Source organism: Aeromonas sp. Prich7-2 (assembly GCF_017939255.1).
In the GTDB taxonomy this organism is placed as follows: domain Bacteria; phylum Pseudomonadota; class Gammaproteobacteria; order Enterobacterales; family Aeromonadaceae; genus Aeromonas; species Aeromonas caviae.
In genome coordinates this window covers 1-19,645 of sequence record NZ_JAGKRI010000068.1, presented here as the reverse complement: position 1 = coordinate 19,645, position 19,645 = coordinate 1, and the positions used below count along the sequence as shown (strand labels likewise).

The 19,645-nt window shown below is 61.0% G+C and carries 21 protein-coding genes; 15 read left to right on the top strand and 6 right to left on the bottom strand.

Translation table 11 applies throughout. The features are described from left to right. Positions 1-25 precede the first annotated feature (25 nt). The 5 genes from J9892_RS13135 to J9892_RS13115 all read left to right on the top strand — a co-directional run bounded on the left by J9892_RS13135 (position 26) and on the right by J9892_RS13115 (position 5,897). A complete protein-coding gene (locus J9892_RS13135) occupies positions 26-616 on the top strand; it encodes a sigma-70 family RNA polymerase sigma factor (protein WP_029314498.1) in 591 nt (196 codons plus the stop codon). Continuing rightward, positions 609-1,352 (top strand): DUF3379 domain-containing protein, encoded by a 744-nt coding sequence (locus J9892_RS13130; RefSeq protein ID WP_210538458.1) that lies wholly within the window; start codon positions 609-611, stop codon positions 1,350-1,352. Before J9892_RS13135 ends, J9892_RS13130 begins: the two co-directional genes overlap by 8 nt. Before the next feature lie 407 nt (positions 1,353-1,759). After that, entirely contained in the window at positions 1,760-3,031 is a 1,272-nt protein-coding gene (locus tag J9892_RS13125; RefSeq protein ID WP_010674659.1) for an outer membrane protein transport protein, read from the top strand. A 251-nt stretch (positions 3,032-3,282) separates the two neighbouring features. After that, complete coding sequence (locus J9892_RS13120; protein ID WP_210538457.1) at positions 3,283-4,539, top strand: outer membrane protein transport protein; 1,257 nt, start codon at positions 3,283-3,285, stop codon at positions 4,537-4,539. A 116-nt stretch (positions 4,540-4,655) separates the two neighbouring features. Continuing rightward, positions 4,656-5,897 carry an EAL domain-containing protein gene (locus tag J9892_RS13115; protein ID WP_010674657.1) on the top strand — a complete coding sequence of 414 codons (1,242 nt, stop codon included), beginning with the start codon at positions 4,656-4,658 and terminating at the stop codon, positions 5,895-5,897. A 61-nt stretch (positions 5,898-5,958) separates the two neighbouring features. Here J9892_RS13115 and J9892_RS13110 read toward each other — a convergent pair whose 3' ends face one another. Continuing rightward, positions 5,959-7,125: a thiolase family protein gene (locus tag J9892_RS13110; protein WP_010674656.1), complete on the bottom strand. Its 1,167-nt coding sequence runs from the start codon at positions 7,123-7,125 to the stop codon at positions 5,959-5,961. Positions 7,126-7,257: 132 nt separating this feature from the next. On the opposite strand from J9892_RS13110, the gene J9892_RS13105 reads away from it, so the two are divergent. Next, positions 7,258-7,656: a MerR family DNA-binding transcriptional regulator gene (locus tag J9892_RS13105; RefSeq protein ID WP_010674655.1), complete on the top strand. Its 399-nt coding sequence runs from the start codon at positions 7,258-7,260 to the stop codon at positions 7,654-7,656. A gap of 107 nt (positions 7,657-7,763) precedes the next feature. On the opposite strand, the gene J9892_RS13100 is transcribed toward J9892_RS13105, so the two are convergent. Next, positions 7,764-9,008: a dicarboxylate/amino acid:cation symporter gene (locus J9892_RS13100; RefSeq protein WP_029314496.1), complete on the bottom strand. Its 1,245-nt coding sequence runs from the start codon at positions 9,006-9,008 to the stop codon at positions 7,764-7,766. Positions 9,009-9,276: 268 nt separating this feature from the next. Between J9892_RS13100 and J9892_RS13095 the strand changes: the two genes are divergently transcribed. From J9892_RS13095 to J9892_RS13085, 3 genes are all read left to right on the top strand, one after another. Beyond that, on the top strand, positions 9,277-9,561 hold the full coding sequence (locus tag J9892_RS13095; protein WP_010674653.1) for a pyrimidine/purine nucleoside phosphorylase: 285 nt from the start codon (positions 9,277-9,279) through the stop codon (positions 9,559-9,561). Positions 9,562-9,717: 156 nt separating this feature from the next. Next, positions 9,718-11,100 carry an L-serine ammonia-lyase gene (locus J9892_RS13090; RefSeq protein WP_010674652.1) on the top strand — a complete coding sequence of 461 codons (1,383 nt, stop codon included), beginning with the start codon at positions 9,718-9,720 and terminating at the stop codon, positions 11,098-11,100. 284 nt (positions 11,101-11,384) lie between these two features. Further along, positions 11,385-12,755: an L-serine ammonia-lyase gene (locus tag J9892_RS13085; RefSeq protein ID WP_010674651.1), complete on the top strand. Its 1,371-nt coding sequence runs from the start codon at positions 11,385-11,387 to the stop codon at positions 12,753-12,755. A 162-nt stretch (positions 12,756-12,917) separates the two neighbouring features. On the opposite strand, the gene J9892_RS13080 is transcribed toward J9892_RS13085, so the two are convergent. Together J9892_RS13080 and J9892_RS13075 are read right to left on the bottom strand one after the other, a co-directional pair. Next, on the bottom strand, positions 12,918-13,880 hold the full coding sequence (locus tag J9892_RS13080) for a lytic murein transglycosylase (RefSeq protein ID WP_010674650.1): 963 nt from the start codon (positions 13,878-13,880) through the stop codon (positions 12,918-12,920). Continuing rightward, positions 13,877-14,155, bottom strand: a complete 279-nt coding sequence (locus J9892_RS13075; protein WP_029314494.1) for a YcgL domain-containing protein — start codon at positions 14,153-14,155, stop codon at positions 13,877-13,879. The genes J9892_RS13080 and J9892_RS13075 overlap by 4 nt, the downstream gene beginning before the upstream one ends. Positions 14,156-14,261: 106 nt before the next feature. Here J9892_RS13075 and minC point away from each other — a divergent pair, with 106 nt between their 5' ends. From minC to J9892_RS13045, 6 genes are all read left to right on the top strand, one after another. Beyond that, positions 14,262-14,987 (top strand): septum site-determining protein MinC, encoded by a 726-nt coding sequence (gene minC, locus J9892_RS13070; protein WP_039039101.1) that lies wholly within the window; start codon positions 14,262-14,264, stop codon positions 14,985-14,987. An 18-nt stretch (positions 14,988-15,005) separates the two neighbouring features. Further along, the gene (minD, locus tag J9892_RS13065; RefSeq protein ID WP_010674647.1) at positions 15,006-15,818 is read left to right on the top strand and encodes a septum site-determining protein MinD; all 813 of its coding nucleotides are present in this window, start codon (positions 15,006-15,008) and stop codon (positions 15,816-15,818) included. A 2-nt stretch (positions 15,819-15,820) separates the two neighbouring features. Next, positions 15,821-16,090, top strand: a complete 270-nt coding sequence (minE, locus tag J9892_RS13060) for a cell division topological specificity factor MinE (protein ID WP_010674646.1) — start codon at positions 15,821-15,823, stop codon at positions 16,088-16,090. A 180-nt stretch (positions 16,091-16,270) separates the two neighbouring features. Continuing rightward, positions 16,271-16,597: an HI1450 family dsDNA-mimic protein gene (locus J9892_RS13055; RefSeq protein ID WP_029314491.1), complete on the top strand. Its 327-nt coding sequence runs from the start codon at positions 16,271-16,273 to the stop codon at positions 16,595-16,597. A 53-nt stretch (positions 16,598-16,650) separates the two neighbouring features. Beyond that, positions 16,651-17,358 (top strand): monofunctional biosynthetic peptidoglycan transglycosylase, encoded by a 708-nt coding sequence (gene mtgA, locus J9892_RS13050; RefSeq protein WP_113979241.1) that lies wholly within the window; start codon positions 16,651-16,653, stop codon positions 17,356-17,358. A 284-nt stretch (positions 17,359-17,642) separates the two neighbouring features. Then, positions 17,643-17,966 carry an HI1450 family dsDNA-mimic protein gene (locus tag J9892_RS13045; RefSeq protein WP_010674643.1) on the top strand — a complete coding sequence of 108 codons (324 nt, stop codon included), beginning with the start codon at positions 17,643-17,645 and terminating at the stop codon, positions 17,964-17,966. A 45-nt stretch (positions 17,967-18,011) separates the two neighbouring features. On the opposite strand, the gene J9892_RS13040 is transcribed toward J9892_RS13045, so the two are convergent. Together J9892_RS13040 and J9892_RS13035 are read right to left on the bottom strand one after the other, a co-directional pair. Continuing rightward, complete coding sequence (locus J9892_RS13040; protein WP_039039099.1) at positions 18,012-18,323, bottom strand: DUF1289 domain-containing protein; 312 nt, start codon at positions 18,321-18,323, stop codon at positions 18,012-18,014. A gap of 1 nt (position 18,324) precedes the next feature. Next, on the bottom strand, positions 18,325-19,194 hold the full coding sequence (locus J9892_RS13035; protein WP_042014378.1) for a S1-like domain-containing RNA-binding protein: 870 nt from the start codon (positions 19,192-19,194) through the stop codon (positions 18,325-18,327). Between the last annotated feature and the right edge of the window lie 451 nt (positions 19,195-19,645).

The window sequence follows — 19,645 nt, the reverse complement described above, 5'->3', positions numbered from 1 at the left end:
CCCTCATGAAACAGGACACCCCTTTATGGCGTTAGGTTTTTTCAGAAGAAAAAGGGCCGACACGGGAAAGGATCCCTGCACTTCTCCGGTCTATGGGGAGATGGCTGACAAACAAACCAAGTACGAAGCCCTGGTGCACGCCCTGCACGGGGACATCTACCGCTACGCCTACTGGCTGTGCCGGGATCCGCAAATCGCCGAGGATCTGGTGCAGGAGACTTTCCTGCGCGCCTGGAAGGCGATAGATACCCTGCTGGACGACAAGGCTGCCAAGGCGTGGCTCATCACCATATTGCGGCGGGAGAATGCCCGCCGCTTTGAGCGAAAGCAGTTCGATCTCGTCGACCTCGACGAGCACCCCCTACGGGATCAGGGTGTCCTGCCAAGCGAGCAGGAGATGGAGCACGAATGGCTCAGGCGTCACATCGCGCGCCTGCCTGCCGAGTATCAGGAGCCGCTGCTGCTGCAGGTTCTGGGGGGATTCAGCGGGGAGGAGATCGCCGAGCAACTCGGCCTGAACAAGAACACCGTCATGACAAGGCTGTTTCGCGCCCGCAACCAGATAAAAGAGGCCATGGAGTCTGCGAAACAACAGAGAGGACACACCAATGGATGAGCTTGAATTTCGCCGCCGGGCCATCACTCACCCCTCGGACAGGGATCCCGCCTTCTTGAAAGCCGCCGAGGCGTCACCGGCCAATCGCAAGCATCTGGACGAGATGCAGCAGCTCGAGCGCCAGGTGCGCAGCACTCTGGAAGTGGACGTACCGGCCGGTCTTGCGGAGCGGATCCTGCTCAGGCAGGCGATGGCAGCCGAAGAGGAGCAGGTGGTCCCGCTGCCCGTCACTCCTGCACGCACGCCATGGCGCGCTCTGGCCATCGCGGCCTCGGTCGCCTTCCTGCTCGGCATGAGCACCCGCTGGATCAGCTGGCCTGTGGCACCGGACACCCTGTCGCTGGCTCAGGTCGCCATGTCCCACGTTTATGGGGAAGAGCCCTTCATTCATGCGGTGGATGAGCGGGTCAGCCTGCACACCATCAACGCGAAAATGGAGAAATATGGCGCCACCCTGAGCGAGATGCCGGGCATGAAGGTAACCTATGTCAACCACTGCGCCTTCTACCAGGGACCGGCCCTGCACATGGTGCTGCAGGGCAAGATGGGACCGGTCACCCTGTTCCTCGTCCCCAAGCACCTGCCACTGACGATCCAGCCCGATTTTGCCGATGGCCGGCTCAAGGGGGAGGTACTGCCGCTCAAGGGGGCCAACATGGTGCTGATCGGCGACATGCAGGAGCCGCTCGCCCCCGTCGTCCGGCAGATCGAGTCCCGCCTGCAGTGGTCCATTTAACAGATCTTAACCCTGGCTGACCGGAACCGGTGCCACGCAAAAACACAGGCAGACACCCTCAATGTCTGCCTGTTCATCTCAGAATCCCCGCACGTTCCCGCTTCTTGCCTCTCTGACATCACATTTTTGCCATTTATTTTGAATGACACGAACGAAACCCTTTGTTTCTTATTTATCCAATAATGGATAAAACAGACCAATAAAACGGCAAATTCAAACAAATGATTAACACAATGGAAACTTTTATGTATTCTGCTGTCACTGGTCTGATTTCTTACCTCCTACCAGATCCATAGAATCACGCCAGAAATGTATGGGAAGAAGCTGACATAACAACAGATCATGTCGTCAATAGCCGCCAAAGATCCGCGATGTCGACAGAAAATCTGCTACAAAGAGAGAACACTATGACGACTGCCTTTTTCAAGAAAAGCCTGATCGCTGCGGCCGTGACCCTGGCCAGCACCCAGACCTTCGCCGCCGCGTTCCAGCTGAACGAGCACTCGGCCTCCGGTCTGGGTCGCGCCTTCGCAGGTGAAGCAGCCATCGCCGACAACGCGGCCGTGCTGTCCCGCAACCCGGCGGCCATGACCACCTTCGACAAGATGGCACTGTCTGTATCCGGCACCTATATCAAGCCCGACGTGGATGTGGCTGGCGACATCTATGCCGGCCCCACCAAGCTGGCTCCGTCCAGCGAAAGCGACATCGCCCCCGATGCCTTCGTGCCGGCCACCTACTTCATCCAGCCCCTGAATGATCAGTGGGCCTGGGGGATCGGCCTCTTCTCCAACTACGGCCTTTCCACCGAATATTCCAAGACCTTCGCGGCCGGTGCCGGCGCCGGTGACACCGAGCTGCTGACCTTCAACATCAACCCCAACATCGCCTATCGCATCAACTCCAGCTTCAGCGTCGGTGCCGGCATCAATGCCGTCTACGCCGCCGCCGAGCTGAACCGTTATGCCGGTGCGCTTTCCGCCGCCATTCCGGGCGCCAACTCCGATACCCGTCTGGCTCACCTGAAGGGCGACACCTGGGGCTTTGGCTGGAACGTCGGCACCCTGTACGAGATCAACGACAACAACCGTCTCGCCCTGACCTACCGCTCCCAGGTGGACTTGAGCTTTGACGGCGACTTCCAGGGTGCCACCTCCGGCAACCGCGTCGTCGATGGCAACCTGAAGCTGGATCTGCCGGCCCAGGCCGAGTTCGCAGGCTACCACCGCCTGAACCAGCAATTCGCTGTCCACTACTCCGTGAACTGGACCGACTGGAGCGCCTTCCAGGAGCTCAAGGCCACCAGCAGCAACTGCGCCGGCGGCGTGTGCCTGCAAAAAGACGAGAAGTTCAAGGACTCAGCCCGTTACGCCCTGGGCGGTACCTGGTACGTCAACCCGTCCTGGGAAGCCCGTATCGGCTTCGCCTACGACAACAGCCCCATCGAGCCGGAATACCGCAGCCTGAGCATTCCTGACTCCGACCGTATCTGGTACAGCGCCGGTGCCACCTACCACATCAATCCGGACATGAGCCTCGACTTCGGCATGGCCTATCTGGACGGTAAGGAAGTGGACGTGAACGAAGGCCTGCGCAACCACAGCGATGCGCTGCGCTGGAAGGGCACCTCCCACGGCAACGCCCTGCTGGCTTCCGCCCAGTTCAACATGAAATTCTGATTTTCATGTCATCATCGAGAGCGTCCCAGGGCGCTCTTTTTTTATCCAATTTCGCCAATTGAGCGCACAGCTGTAGTAAACAACTGTACTCTTTTCTTTTTTTATCAAACTGTTATGGGTATTTCTTTCAGCATTTAATCCCGTTTTGCCGCACGTTCCCCTCTCCCCGTTGCCTTGCTGGTCATACCATATAAAATCCCGGCCCCAACCGAATAACAGAATGAACACCCAGTTCATCCCGAGGAAAGACCATGCATCCGACGTTCAACCCCTCCCTCATAGCCCTCTTGCTGCTGTCGAGCCAGGTACAGGCTGCCGGCTTCCAGCTCGCGGAGCAATCCGCCACCGGCATGGGGCGTGCCTTCGCGGGTGAAGCCGCCATCGCCGACAATGCCAGCGTGCTCTCCCGCAACGCCGCCGCCATGACCCGGTTCGATACCCTGGCCTTCTCCGGCGGCGTCATCCACGTGCACCCCGACGTCAACATCGAGGGCACCACCCGGGTGCCTACCCCCCAGGGGCCGGTCAGTCTGGATGCCGGAGCCCACGACATTGCGGGTGACGCCTGGGTGCCCAACGCCTATCTCATCGTGCCCCTCAGCGAGCAATGGCGCCTCGGACTTGCCGCCACCTCCTATTACGGACTCGGGGTCAAGATGCCGGACAACTACAACGCCGGTCACTTCGGCAACGTCTCCGACATCAAGACAGTGGATCTGGGGGCCTCCCTGGCCTATCGCATCAACCGCATCTGGTCCGTCGGGGCCGGTCTCTCCGCCATTCAGGGGGAAGGGGAAGTGGGCGGCACTTTCCCCTCCAACAACCAGATAGCCAAGCACCTGAAAGGGGATGGCTGGGCCATGGGCTGGAACCTGGGCACCCTGCTTGAGTTGTCGCAGGCAACCCGCGTCGGTCTCTCCTATCGCCACGACGTGACCCTGACCCTCTCCGGTGACGCCATCGGCATCGATCAAAGGGGCCAGCCCTTCACCGATACCGGCAGCCTGGATCTGCCCCTGCCCGCCACCGCCGAGCTGGCTCTGTTCCATCAGCTCACCCCGGCCCTGGCGCTGCATTCGAGCATCAACTGGACCAACTGGAGCAAGTTCGTGCAGCTCGAATCCGAGCTCGACCACCACGGCACCATGCACATCAAGGAGGAGCACTGGGAAGACAGTTGGCGCTATGCCCTGGGGATGACCTACCAGCTGGCCCCCCAGTGGCAACTGCGCTCCGGTATCGCCTACGACCGCAGCCCGGTCCCGGCGGATCGCCGCACCATCTCCATCCCCGACTCGGATCGGGTCTGGTACAGCGCTGGCGTGGGCTACCAGATTGACCGTCACCTCTCGCTGGATCTGGGGCTGACCCTGATCGACGGCAAGAAGGTGGACGTGAGCGAAACCATGCAGCTCAGGCCCGGCATCCCCCAGACCACCTCCACTTTCAATGGCACCTCGGAAGGGGATGCCTGGCTCGCCGGCCTGCAGCTCAACTACCTGTTCTGACACCCCGGGTTTCCTGACAAATAGTATGCCAGTTGTTGACCTTCCCGACCGGTCGGCACTGGCATAGTGATCCGCTTCACCATAGAATCAAGCCTGTAACCATGGTGGAGAGATGCATGTATTCCTATGTAGCAAGGCAGCCCATTCTGGATCGGGAGTTGAACACCCAAGCCTATGAGCTGCTGTTTCGCGACAGCCTGGACAATGTATTTCCCTCCGTCTCCGCACAGCAGGCCACTTCCAGGCTGGTTGCCGAGCAGTTCTTGCAGCAGAACATCGATCAGCTCATCGGAGATCACCCCTGCTACATCAATTTCCCCCACTCCCTGTTGCTGGACGGATTGGCCGAGTGCCTCCCCCGTGACAAGGTGGTGATCGAGATCCTGGAGGATGCCGAGCCCGACGATGCGCTGCTGGAGAAAGTGATCCAGCTCTATGGGCTGGGCTATCGGTTGGCGCTGGATGACTTCACCATGGTCTCAGACTGGGACAGGTTCCTCCCCTACATCCATATCATCAAGTTCGACCTGCGCAGCACGCCGCAACCCTGCATCGAGCACTTCATGGCGAATCATCGCCACCTGCCCCTCACCTATCTGGCCGAGAAAGTCGAGGATCAGGCCGAGTTCGAGCGGATGAAGCAGCTCGGCGTCACCCTGTTCCAGGGATTTTTCTTCAGCCGCCCCCAGATGGTGCAACAGCCCACCATACCGCCGGCCCAACTAGTGGTGATGCAGCTGCTCGAGGTGGTCAATCAGACCGAACCGGATCTGGACAAGATTGAGCAACTGCTCAATCAGGATCTCACCCTCTCTCTCAAGCTGCTGCGCTACATCAACCACCTCAAGCGCTTCCCACAACCCATCGCCTCGTTTCGCCAGGCCGCAAGCTCCCTGGGGCACGCCCAGCTCAAGCGCTTCGTCGCCCTGATCGCCGCCACCAGTGCGGGAAGTGAAAAGAGCGCCGAACTCCACCAGATGTCCCTCATCAGAGCCCGGTTCTGCGAACTGCTGGCCCAGACCCATGCGCCCGCAGAGCAGGCACAGCAAGCCTTTGTCACCGGCCTCTTCTCCCTGCTGGACGTGCTCATGGGAGAACCGCTGGATCAGCTGCTCGGCTCCATTCCCCTGACCGATGACATTCGTGCCGCCCTGCTCACCCGCAAGGGCAAGCTCGGGTTCTACCTCGCGTTCTGTGAAGATTTCGAGAAAGCCGACTGGCAGCGGGTCGCCGCCAACACCGTCCGGCTCGGCCTCAACGAAGAGAAAGTCAGCCACCTCTATCTGAGCGCCACCGCCTGGGTCAACCAGCAGCTTCAGGCCATGGAAGCGCAACCGGTCCACTCCCGCCAGAAATGACAACGTCCCTCTTGAAGGGACGTTGTCATTTCATCAACCCGCAGCAATCTCACCCACGCATTCAGCCTGCCTCGATGGCGATGGCCGTTGCCTCCCCTCCCCCGATGCACAGGCTCGCCACCCCTCGTCTGAGCCCGCGGGCACGCAGGGCATGGATCAGGGTCACCAGGATGCGGGCGCCACTGGCGCCAAGAGGGTGCCCCAGCGCACAGGCCCCGCCGTTCACGTTCAACTTGTGATGGGGGATGCCGCACCCGGCCATCGCCAGCATGCTCACCATGGCGAATGCCTCGTTCACCTCGAACAGGTCCACCTCCTCCACCGACCAGCCCACCCGTGCCAGCAACTTGTCGATGGCGCCGACGGGGGCACTGGTAAACTCCGCCGGCAAGGCGGCGTGACTCTGGTAACCCACTACCCTGGCCAGCACCGGCAATCCGAGCCGGGCAGCGCTCTCGCCCCGCATCACTACCAGGGCTGCCGCCCCGTCCGAGATGGAACTTGCATTGGCCGCCGTGATGGTGCCGTGCTTGCTGAAGGCCGGCTTGAGGCCGCGGATCTTGTCGGGCCTGGCCTTGCCCGGTTGCTCATCCTCGGCCAGCAGCAGGGTGTGGTCAGCGGTCATGACGGGAGCCAGTTCCGCGGCAAATGCACCGCTGCGCTGCGCCGTCAACGCCCGCTCCAGGGAGGCGATGGCAAAGGCATCCATGTCGGCCCGGGTCAGTCCGCTGCGATCAGCACTCAACTGGGCGTAATGACCCATCAGATGGCCTTCGTAGGCATCCTGCAAGCCGTCCAGGAACATGTGATCGAGCACGCTCTGGTGCCCCATGCGAAAACCGCTGCGCGCCTTGTCCAGCAGATAGGGGGCGCGGCTCATGCTCTCCATGCCCCCCGCCACCACGACCTCGGCCTCCCCCAGGCGCAGGCTGTCCGCCGCCAGCATCACCGCCTTCATGCCGGAGCCGCACACCTTGTTGATGGTGGTACAGGGCACGCTGTCCGGCAGCCCACCCTTGAGCGCCGCCTGACGGGCTGGCGCCTGGCCGACCCCTGCGCTCAGCACGTTGCCCATATAGACCTCATTGACCTGCCCCCCCGTCATCCCGGCCTGCGCCAGCGCGGCGCGGATGGCGCAGGCGCCAAGCTCGGGGGCACCGAGCGCGCTCAGGGCCCCCTGGAAGGCCCCCATGGGGGTACGTTTGGCCGCCACAATCACGATATCCATCGATAGCACTCTCCTTGTTACATCGGGATAACATATGCCGCGACCGCGACGGGAACAAGACTTGCGAGGAAGTTGACGTTTGGGTAAGGTGCCAGCCTGCATTGACAACCAGATGGCAGCCAAGACAGCCCCATGACCAAATCCAGGGACGACACCCGCACCTTCAGCATCAGCGAACTGGCTCGCGAGTTCGATGTGACCACCCGCAGCATCCGCTTCTACGAGGATCAGGGCCTGCTCAACCCGACCCGCCAGGGACAGCACAGGATCTACAGCCGTCAGGACAGGGTGCGGCTCAAGCTGACCCTGCGTGGCAAGCGTCTGGGCTTCAGCCTCGCAGAGATCCGGGAGCTGTTCGACCTCTACGATGCGGACAAGAGCAGCCGCTCCCAGTTGCAGACCATGCTGGGGCTGGTGGCCGACAAGCGGGAGACCCTGCAGCAGCAGCTGGAAGATATCCAGATGGTCCTGCTGGAGCTGGAGGCGGCCGAACAGCGCTGCCGCCAGGCCCTGGCACACCTCTCCCCCTGAGGCACGCAGACGGGCGAGGCGAGCGGGGAACACCGCCAGCAAATAGACACAAATGAAAGAGGGAGGCTTGAAGCCTCCCTCTTGTCATGCATCGTGGACGACCGATATCAGGCCTCCTTGCTCCAGCGGTTCGGATCGTAATCCGGGCTGTAGCGATCGACGATGATGGCACAGGCCGCATCGCCGGTGATGTTCAGCGCGGTCCGGATCATGTCGAACAGACGATCCAGCGCGAACAGCAGCGGCAGACCCTCGATGGGAATCCCGGCCGCCAGCAGCACGGCAACCACCAGGAAGCTCGGGCCCGGCACACCGGCCTGACCGATGGCACCCAGGGTGGAGGTGACGATGATCGCCGCCCAGGCCCCCATGGAAAGATCGATGTTATAGACCTGGGCGAAGAAGATGGCGACCAGGCCGTAATAGATGGCGTTGCCGCTCATGTTGATGGTGGCGCCCAGCGGCAGCACGAAGGACGCGGTGGCGTTGGTCACCTTCAGATCGCGCTCGCAGGTCTCCATGTTGACCGGCAGGGTCGCCATGGAAGAGGCGGTGGAGAAGGCCACGATCTGCGGTTTCTTCATCGCGGAGAAGTACTTGCGTACCGGCGTGTTGGAGAAGAACGCGATCAGCAGCGGATAGACCACGAAGCCGAAGATGAGGATGGCGGCGATATAGACGACGAACAGCTTGAGCACTAGGGTCAGCACGTCGAAGCCGTAGGTGCCGATGGCGTCGGCCATCAGGCCGAAGACGCCGATGGGGGCGATCAGCATCACCTTGTTGATCATCCAGACGAAGGCGTCCACCAAGGTGTTGAGCCCGTCCACCAGCGGCTTGGCGCGCTCGCGGGGCTGCTTGGCCAGGGCGATGCCGAGGAACATGCAGAACACCAGGATCTGCAGGATGTTGGCCTCGTTCAAGGCGCTGAACACGTTGGTCGGGATCATGCCAAGCAGGGTGGCCACTGCATCGGGCAGTGCCCCCTTGTCGGCGTAGTCGCCGGAGAACATGGCCGCGGTGGCGCCAAAGTCAACACCCACACCGGGTTTGAACACCTGACCCATCACCAACGCCAGGAACACCGCCAGTGCGGAGGTGACGAGGAAGAAGGCGAGCGTGGTGACGCCAATCTTGCCAGCAGCGGGACTGGCCCCCAGGTTGGCGGCCCCGGACAGGATGGCCACCGCTACCAGCGGGATCACCAGCATCTTGATCAGCTGGATAAACAGGGTGCCGAGCGGCGCAAACACCGTGGCTTGCTCTCCCATGAGCGCCCCGACCAGCGCGCCCAGCACCATGGCCACCACTACCTGGAAGCCGATGCTTTTGATTAATCCTTTTGTTAACACAGAATGTTCCTTTATTTAGCAATTACTCACACTTTTACAGCGTAAATGACCACCCAGAGCGTCAAATCCTCTCCATTGCTCTGGCGGTGCGCTTTATCTCATATTTGCGCCCCGTTTTACATTAGAATCCGTTAACGAAATGCATTGATAACTTTATGAGAAAGTAAAACCTCAAAAGAGACACGGCTGTTTTTGCTCCTTTTACCATGACAACATCCAAAACAGTGTGCTACGTTGGCTCTGCAAACGTGCATACAGGGAAGAAAAGATGCTGAAAGTTAACGAGTATTTTGACGGAAATGTTAAATCCATCGGTTTCGAGCAAAAAGGCGAGAAAGCTACCGTTGGTGTGATGGAAGCGGGCGAGTACCTGTTCAATACCGCCGCCCCGGAGCGCATGACGGTGATCAAGGGCGCCCTCACCATCCAGCTGGCCGACGAAGATGAGTGGCACACCTACCAGCAGGGGGAATCCTTCGACGTGGCCGGTCACTCCTCCTTCAAGCTGGAAGTGAAGATCGCCTCCGCCTATCTGTGCGAGTTCCTCGACTGATGTATCACGGGCGCCATGGGATGCCGAGCGGCTCCCCCATGGCGCGTCTCTCCCGCGCCCATTTCCCTACCGCCATCACACCCCGCTATCTCCCCCCTTTTCAACGACTACAAAAAATTTACAATGTTTAGACGAAATCCATAATTGGAGTACGTCATGATCAGTGTCTTCGACATGTTTTCCATCGGGATAGGCCCCTCCTCCTCCCATACCGTGGGACCGATGCGGGCCGCCTGCGCCTTCATCCAGACCCTCAAAGCGAACGCACTCCTCTCCCGTACCGGACGCGTTGTCGTCGAGTGCTACGGCTCACTGGGCCAGACCGGCAAGGGGCACGGCACCGGCAAGGCCATCATCCTGGGACTGGCCGGATTTGAACCCGAATCCGTGGACATCGAGGCCATTCCCGCCTTCCTCGCCCAGGTAGAGCAGACCCAGACCCTCTGCCTGGGCGGTGAGCAACCCAGCGAATTTCCCCGCATCGGCGCCATCCTCTTCAACCGGCGCAAGACCCTTCCCGCCCACTCCAACGGCATGACATTGCGCGCCTATGAGGGTGACACCCTTGTGTTCGAGCAGACCTACTACTCCATCGGGGGCGGTTTCATCATCGAGGAGAGTCACTTCGCCAACGCCCGGGAAGAGGCGGCCCGCTTCGATGCCGCCCACCCCATCCCCTATCCCTTCGAGAGCGGCGCCGAACTGCTGGCCCAGTGCCAGGAGAGCGGCCTCTCCATCTCGGGGCTGATGCTGGCCAACGAGAAGGTGTTTCGCTCGGAAGCGGAGATCAAGGCCGGGCTTCGCAAGATCTGGCAGGCGATGCAGGGGTGTGTGGAGCGTGGCTGCAAGAGCGAGGGGGTGCTGCCAGGCGGTCTCAAGGTCAAGCGCCGGGCTCCCGCCCTCTATCGCCAGCTCTGTGGCGAGACCAATTTCAACAAGGATCCGCTGATGGTGATGGAGTGGGTGGATCTCTTTGCGCTGGCCGTCAACGAGGAGAACGCCGCCGGAGGCCGGGTGGTGACGGCGCCGACCAACGGCGCAGCGGGCATCATCCCCGCGGTGTTGCACTATTACGATCGCTTCGTGCGCAAGGTGGATGACGAGCTGCTGATGCAGTACTTCCTCACTGCCGCCGCCATTGGCATCCTCTACAAGAAGAATGCCTCCCTCTCGGGGGCCGAGGTGGGCTGTCAGGGCGAGGTCGGCGTGGCCTGCTCCATGGCCGCTGGTGCCCTGGCCGAGCTACTGGGCGCCAGCCCCGCCATTGTCGAGAACGCCGCCGAGATCGGCATGGAGCACAATCTCGGGCTGACCTGCGATCCCGTCGGTGGCCTGGTGCAGGTGCCCTGCATCGAGCGCAACGCCATGGGCGCAGTCAAGGCGATCAATGCCGCCCGCCTCGCCCTGCGCGGCACCGGCGAGCACAAGGTGTCGCTGGACAAGGTGATCAGAACCATGTGGGAAACCGGCAACGACATGAAGACCAAGTACAAGGAGACCGCACGGGGCGGCCTTGCCGTCAACATCACCGAGTGTTAAGCCGCTGTGATAAAGCCGCATATGGCACTCGAATACCCGGCATCGCCGGGTATTTTTTTGCAAAACGTTTGTCTGACGCTTAACAAAATGGATAACCATCAAAATAAATTTTATACTCGCGCCACGAATTCAACAAAAATAGATCTGTTTCAACTTTTTTTAGGCATTGAACCGTTACACTGTGGTTATCCGGTTCCCTGGCCTTTGTGACGACAGACCCGTCCCATGGATCCCTTTTCTGCGAGTGGGCATGGCGCCCCCTTCTACCCTGAGGTAATTGTTACATGATCAGCGTTTTTGATATCTTCAAAATCGGTGTTGGCCCCTCCTCTTCCCACACTGTCGGCCCCATGAAGGCAGCCAAACAGTTCGTGGATGAACTGCGTGCTGGCGGCAAGATCCGTGACATCACCCGGATCCAGGTCGATGTCTATGGCTCCCTCTCCTGGACCGGCAAAGGCCACCACACGGATACCGCCATCATCATGGGTCTGGCGGGCAACCTGCCGGAGAACGTCGACATCGACGCCATCCCCGAATTCATCTCCCGCGTGGAGCAGACCGGTCGTCTGCCCATCGGCCTGCACTGCCACACCGTCAGCTTCCCCAAGGGCGCCATGATCTTCCATGACGAGGCCCTGCCCCTGCACGAAAACGGCATGAGGCTGACTGCCTTCATCGAAGATGACGCCGTCTACAGCAAGACCTACTACTCCATCGGCGGTGGCTTCATCGTCGACGAAGAGAACTTTGGCAAGGGTGACAGCGGCGACATGTCCGTGAGCTATCCCTTCAAGAGTGCCGCCGAGCTCATCGCCCACTGCAGCCAGAGCGGTCTCTCCATCTCCGCCCTGATGATGGAAAACGAGAAGTGCTTCAACACCCCGGAAGAGATCTACAAGAAGCTTGGCAAGATCTGGACCACCATGCGGGAAGGGATCGAGCGCGGCTGCCGCACCGAGGGCGTCCTCTCCGGCCCGCTGCGCGTACCGCGCCGCGCCGCGCCGCTCTACCGCCAGCTGACCACCAACGAGAACCTCTCCAACGATCCCATGAACATCGTGGACTGGGTCAACATGTTCGCCCTGGCGGTGAGTGAAGAGAACGCCGCCGGTGGCCGCGTCGTCACCGCACCGACCAACGGCGCCGCCGGGATCATCCCGGCCGTGCTGGCCTACTACGACAAGTTCATCCAGCCGGTGAGCCGCGACGAGTACACCCGCTTCTATCTGGCCGCTGCCGCCGTCGGTATGCTCTACAAGATGAACGCGTCCATCTCCGGCGCCGAAGTGGGCTGCCAGGGTGAAGTGGGCGTCTCCTGCTCCATGGCCGCCGCCGGCCTGACCGAGCTGATGGGCGGCAGCCCCGAGCACGTCTGTGAAGCCGCCGAGATCGGCATGGAACACAACCTGGGTCTGACCTGCGACCCGGTGGCCGGCCAGGTACAGGTACCCTGCATCGAGCGCAATGCCATCGCCGCCATGAAGGCGGTCAACGCCTCCCGCATGGCCCTGCGTCGCACCTCCAAGCCGCGTGTGTCGCTGGACAAGGTGATCGAGACCATGTACATCACCGGCAAGGACATGGACTCCAAGTACCGCGAGACCTCCCGCGGTGGCCTGGCCATCAAGGTGATGCAGGTCGCCTGCGACTAACGCCGAGTCGCGATGACATGAAAAAAGCGGGATATATTCCCGCTTTTTTTTTGGTCGCGATTTAAAGGGCAGCGTTCGTGGATAAAGGGAGGCCGACAAGGGATAAAAAGAGACGGGCATATCACCTCCACCCGTTCGCCGTGACAGGAGAACGGGGGAGAGCTATTTCACGATGCGATCGGCCAGGGTGCCGACGGCCACCACGAAATAGGGGGAGCGATTCCAGTGACGCAGTACCCGGTAATTGTCATAGGCAAGGTAGCTTCGCCCGTGAATATCGTCGGGGCGGATGAGGGAGGCCTGCATGTCGACCGCAGGCAGAGGTGAGCCGTCCTGCTGGCGAACCCCGAGGGCCTGCCAGGTCGCCAGGGACTTGCGGGTATCAAGCCCCAGCAAGGCGGGGTCCAGGCGTTCTGGCACCCTCACCCGCCGTCCCCAGGTCTGGTCTTCACGCCAGCCGTTCTGGCTCAGATAATTGGCAGCCGATCCAAATACATCCGCGAGATTGCCCCAGAGATCCTTCTTGCCGTCCCCGTCCTGATCCACCGCGTATCGCAGGAATGACGAGGGCATGAACTGCACCTGTCCCATGGCCCCCGCCCAGGATCCCTTGAAGTTGGCGGGGTTCACATGTCCCTGCTCCAGAATGCGCAGGGCATCGAACAACTCGCCTTTAAAGAAGGCTTCACGGCGACCGTCCCAGGCCAGGGTCGAGAGAGAAGAGATAAGGGGATAATGGCCGGTTATTTTGCCGAAATTGGTTTCAATTCCCCACAAGGCAACAATAAAGCGGGGTTGAACCCCATATTCCCGGCCTATTTTTGTAAGCAGCGGCAAATGCTGGCGATATAAGGTTTGGGCTTGCTTGACTTTCCATTCCGGCACCGCCCGGGGAATATATGTGTCCAGGGTCAGTTTGAATTCCGGCTGATTTTTGTCGTGCCTGATGGCGGCATCGACAAGATGTACATCCGCAAAGGCCGCACTCACCGTCTCGGGCAACATGCCCGCCGCCAGCGCCTGCTCTTTGAGGCTCGCCACGTACTGGTCAAAATCGGGGCCAGCCTGCACCGGCGATCCCGACAGGGCGCCTGACAACAGCAGTGCCAGCCGCCCCGCCCTCATCGTGCGCCCTTTAATTGCGCCTTGTGCTGCTCCAGCAGGTTTTCCGGTGGCGGTGGCACCTGCAGATAAAAGCCCTGGCTCTTCAGGGCGGCCATCACCCGCTCCGTGGAGGCCAGCCCCAGGGGCTTGGCCGGGTCCAGTTTGGTCATCAGGACCAGTTCGGGACGCCCGAAGGTACTCATCAGCACCTCGGGAACGCGGGAAAAGTCCTCTCTTCGTTCAATAAAGAGATAGGTCTCGGCTTTTTTGCGACTTTTATAGACTGCACACAACATGGAAATTGATATAATCCGACGGGTTTATTGCCTCTGGTGGTGGCAAACTATAACATCAGGAATTGAATAACAATAACGTATTACCGTCTCGGTTCGGGGAAGATTCATGGTTGAACGCGATAACGAATTGAAAGGGACCACCTTCACTATTTCTGTGTTGCATCTCAGCGATGGCAATCCGGCCCGGATCCGACAACTGCTGGAGGCCAAGGTCGCGCAGGCCCCCCAGTTTTTTAATTGTGCCCCCCTCGTCCTCAATGTGGAACGCCTCGAAGCGATCCCCGATTTCGAACAGCTCAGGGAGCTGGTCGAGTCGGAAGACTTCGTGCTGGTCGGGATCACGGGGGCGCGGGACGAGGCGATGAAGACGGCCGCCAAGGCGGCAGGCCTCGCCGTCATGGTGTCAGGCAAGAGCCGCAAGGCAGAACCTGAGCCGACGCCGCCAGTGCCTGAGCCCAAGCCAGTGGAGGCCGCACCGGTTCCCCCGGTGCCAGCGCCCGTGGAGGCAAGCAAGGTCCACGTGGGCCCGGTGCGCTCCGGTCAGCAGATCTATGCAGCCGGCACCTCGTTGGTGGTGCTGGGTTCGGTGAGCCCTGGCGCCGAAGTCATCGCCGATGACAGCATCCATGTTTATGGTGCCCTGCGTGGCCGAGCCATCGCAGGGGCCAAGGGCAATCCCAAGGCCCGCATTTATTGCCAGCAATTGCAGGCCGAGCTGCTCTCCATCGCGGGCACCTTCCAGCTCAGCGATGCATTGCCTGCAGGCGTGATACAAGAGCCGGTCCATATCCGGCTCGACAATGAACAACTTCGTATAGACCGAATCAAATAGAGTTACAAGGAAGCGAGAATGGCGCGAATCATAGTCGTTACATCGGGCAAGGGTGGCGTTGGCAAGACGACAACCAGCGCGGCACTGAGCACCGGTCTGGCCCAGCGTGGCCACAAGACCGTGGTCATCGATTTTGACATTGGTCTGAGAAACCTGGACCTCATCATGGGTTGCGAGCGGCGCGTGGTCTATGACTTCGTCAACGTCATCAACGGGGAAGCCAACCTCAACCAGGCCCTCATCAAGGACAAGCGTTGCGAAAACCTGTTCATCCTGCCCGCCTCCCAGACCCGGGACAAGGATGCCCTGACCCGTGAAGGGGTGGAGAAGATCCTGGATCAGCTGGCGGAGATGCAGTTTGACTACATCGTCTGCGACTCCCCCGCCGGTATCGAATCCGGCGCCCTGATGGCGCTCTATTTCGCCGACGAGGCCATCGTCACCACCAACCCGGAAGTCTCTTCCGTGCGTGACTCGGATCGCATCCTCGGTATCCTGGCCTCCAAGTCCCGCCGTGCCGAGCGCGGTGAGGATCCCATCAAGGAGCACCTGCTGCTGACCCGCTACTGCCCGACCCGCGTCAACCGCGGCGACATGCTGAGCGTGCAGGACGTACAGGAGATCCTGGCCATCAAACTGCTCGGGGTGATCCCGGAGTCCCAGGCGGTGCTGCGCGCCTCCAACTCCGGCGAGCCGGTCATTCTGGACAAGGAATCCGATGCCGGTCAGGCCTACGAGGACGCCGTCGCCCGTCTGCTGGGTGACACCAAGGATTTCCGTTTTCTGGAAGAAGAGAAGAAGGGCTTCTTTAGCCGACTGTTCGGGAGTTAAGCATGTCATTATTGGATTATTTTCGTTCCAACAAGAAACAGAACACCGCACAACTGGCCAAAGAGCGGTTGCAGATCATCGTGGCTCACGAGCGTTCATCCAGAGGGGGGCCGGATTACCTGCCCCAGCTCAAGCAGGACATCCTCGACGTGATCCGCAAATACGTGCAGATCGACCCGGACAAGATCACCGTCCAGCTTGATCAGAAGAGTGACGAGTTGTCGGTGCTGGAGCTCAACATCACCTTTGCCGACGACCAGAAGAAGGGATGAGCTGACGCACCATGCGCGACCCCTTCCCCCAATGAAGACCGGATCCTTTCCCAGGATCCGGTTTTTTAATGCCTGGCGTCCCGGCATCTCGCCAAGGGCATCAGGGCCAGCTAGAATACCGCGCACCCCGAGGCGCTGCCGACGGGCTTTCCCTCCCCCCTTATCTGGAACACGGCTCTTATGTCTTTGAATGACGAAATGCACAGCGTCGAGGAACTGCTCGACACCGCCCTCGAACTCTTCATGGAGCTGGCCTCCGACAACCTGCCCGAGCAGGAGATCGTCCGCTTCAATCAGGAGTTCAACGACCGCGGCCTGCTGGCGGAGACCGATCCCGCCGACGACTGGGCGGCCGACGTGGGATTCGAGGTGAGCGACGCCGACTATGCCGAGATCTGGGTCGGCCTTGGCAACGAACAAGAAGAGTACGAGCACCTGTTTGCCCGCATGCTGCTCTCCCGCCGCGTCGACGAGAAGTTCTGCCACATCGAATGGCTGCCCCAATAATTCCGGATCCCGATGATCCTGGCCACTATGACTGGGACGGCGGGCCCGCGCCCGTGAGGCCTTCGCGCAAACGGCGACTGCTGGGCTGGCTCGGCAAGCTGCTGCTGGCCGCCTTTGCGAGCACCATCGTCTCGGTCGCGCTGCTGCGCTTCATCGACCCTCCCATGTGGACCTGGCGCCTCGAACGCGCCCTGTTTCCCCCTGCCAAGGTGGCCGAGGTGAAGCACGACTGGGTGCCGCTTGAGCAGATTTCCCGGGAGCTGCAACTGGCGGTGATCGCCGCCGAGGATCAGCGCTTTGCCGAACATCACGGCTTTGACATGGACGCCATCAGCTCGGCCCTCAGGCACAACCAGCAAAGCGGGCGGGTGCGCGGTGCCAGCACCCTCAGCCAGCAGACCGCCAAGAACCTCTTCATGTGGAGCGATCGCAGCTTCCTGCGCAAGGGGATAGAGGCCTGGTTCACCCTGTTGATGGAGCTGGGCTGGGACAAGTCCCGCATTCTCGAGGTCTATCTCAACATCGTGGAGTTCGGACCCGGCATCTATGGCGCCGAGGCGGCCGCCAGGCACTACTTCGGCAAACCGGCGATACGCCTCACCCGCTACGAGGCCTCCCTGCTCGCCGCCGCCCTGCCCAATCCCTGGCGTTATCGGGTCAAGCCCCCCTCACCCTATGTGCAGCAGCGCTCGGCCTGGATCCGTCGTCAGATGGGTCAACTCGGGCAAGTCACCCTGAACCGGGTTCACGGCACAGAGTAGCGCCATCCTGCGGATCAGAGGCGGGCCCCAGATGGCCGCCGACGGTTTCCCGATGAAGGGGCAGATAGTGCCACCACCAGGTTTCGCGCCGCCGCTTGATCTGCCTTCGGTACTGTCGTCGCTTCATCTTGCCAGGCCGCCCCGTCACGCCGCCCCTGCTGGCGGCTCTGTTAACCTTATCCCCTGATCCCGCCATTTGACAGCACGGCGTCACCGCCCCCGGGCTGGCTGCCCATCCCAATACTTGTTAAAGTGGCGAACCTGGACGTATCTGGAGTGATTTCATGGAACAACGTAGCCCGGATCAGCTGGTCGAGTGGGCCTATGATCAGTTTCTGGAGCAGGCCGCCGACATGCTGGCCCCCGAACAAATCGTCGACATCACCCTCGAGTTCGAGCAACGTGGCGCGGTGGAGGCAACCCTGCCCAATGCCGACTGGTCAACCGAACTCGGCGAGCCGGTTGACATGGCACGTTGGGCCGAGGTCTGGGTCGGCTTGCTGGATCATCAGGACGAGTTCGAGGTGATCTACGCCACCTTCCTGCTCCCCCGGGATCAGAGCGAGCACGACGTGCATATCCGCTGGCACCGCCAGCAACAGGCATAAGAAAAGGCGCCCCAGGCGCCTTTTTCGTTTTTTGCGCTGCCCGAGTCAGGGGCGTGCCGCGATGGCCTTGGCCAGACAGCGGCGACACCAGCAGGCGCTGGCATCGCTCATGGGCAACGCGGGAAGCTGGTTGCACCAGCAGCGCTCGATGGGTTCCCCCGCCGACACGGCGCAGAACGCCGGCTCGCCGCAGCCCGGGCAGGCATGGGTGCTCTTAGAGCCATCGAGCTCGGCCATACGGGCCAGCTGGGCCTCGCTGTCCATGGTTGACCACTGGCCTATCTCGGTCAGGGTGCGGCCACAGCCGAGGCAGAGCCCCTCTTTGGCCCGGCAGTCACCGATGCAGGGACTCGGCAACTTATTCGTCCCCTGCCGGCGTGTCGGAGCCCACGAGGCGGATGCTGTGCTCCTCGATGACGATCTTGCCCTGCTTGTAGAGGCCGCCGATCGCTTTCTTGAAGGTGCCCTTGCTCATGCTGAACATCTTGTAGATGACGTCAGGATCGCTTTTGTCTCCCACCGCAAGGCTGCCCCCCTGCTTTTGCAGGCGCAGCAGGATGCGCGCACCGGCGTCATCCATCCGGGCCAGCCCCGGCTTTTGCAGGGTCAGGTCCAGCTTGCCATCTTCGCGCACCTGCTTGACCCAGGCGGTCAGCGGTCGGCCCGTCATCACGCGGCCGAACACCTCGTTCTTGAACAGCATGCCGGCGTACTGGCCATTGACCACGGCCTTGATGCCAAGGGGGGTGTGCTCCCCCGGCAGCACCGTCACCTCGTCACCGCTCTTGAAAGGGGGGTCGATGCGCAGGAAGCGCTCCAGACGGCTGGTGCCGACCATGCGCCCTTCGTTGTCCAGCATCAGGTGCACCAGATAGACATGGCCCACCTGCATCGGCTTGTTCTGCTCGCGGCTTGGTACGAAGAGATCCTTTTTCATGCCCCAGTCGAGGAAGGCACCAATCTTGTTGGCGTTGACCACCTTGAGACCGACGATGTCCCCCACCATGGCGAAGGGCTTGTCGGTGGTGATCACCGGCTCGCAATCCGCATCCAGATAGAGGAAGACGGACACCTCGCTCTCCTCGGCGACGCCTTCCGGCAACTGGCGCCTGGGCAGCAGCAGCTCGCCGTATTCCCCCGCCGCCAGCCAGGCGCCGCGCTCCTCGATCTCGACGACGGTCAGGGTGTTCATCTTGCCAATCTGTAACATGGTGATCTCTTCTTTCAATATCCGGATGGGCCCATCTCATGGAAGACCCGTCATATAGAGGTGCATCGCCGCCGTCGGATGAGAGAGGACGGGGCCGATTTATGTCATGCAGGCGCGCATGTTACCCCAGAGCGGCAGCAGGACCTAGCCCCTCCCCCCTGTGTCTGACCTCTTTTCCCGCTCCCGGGTGGCCAGATTGACGATATTAGCAGCATTCAGTTCCCCCTTTGCTGCAAATAACCCCACTTTTAGGTAGACTTCGCGGCCGTCAATCCAGAGGAAGCGTCGATGAACCCAGCCACTCGTACCCGTCATCTCAATCATTGACATCCTCCCCCACCTTAGCGCTTCGCGTCACAGGAGGGGGATTCCCATTACTGGGTGATAGCTGCTCGCGCAGTACCGGGTTCCTGCTTCATCGGGCGGCCTGATTGCACCGCGCCTCCACAGGCTAAAACGGCGTGTCCCG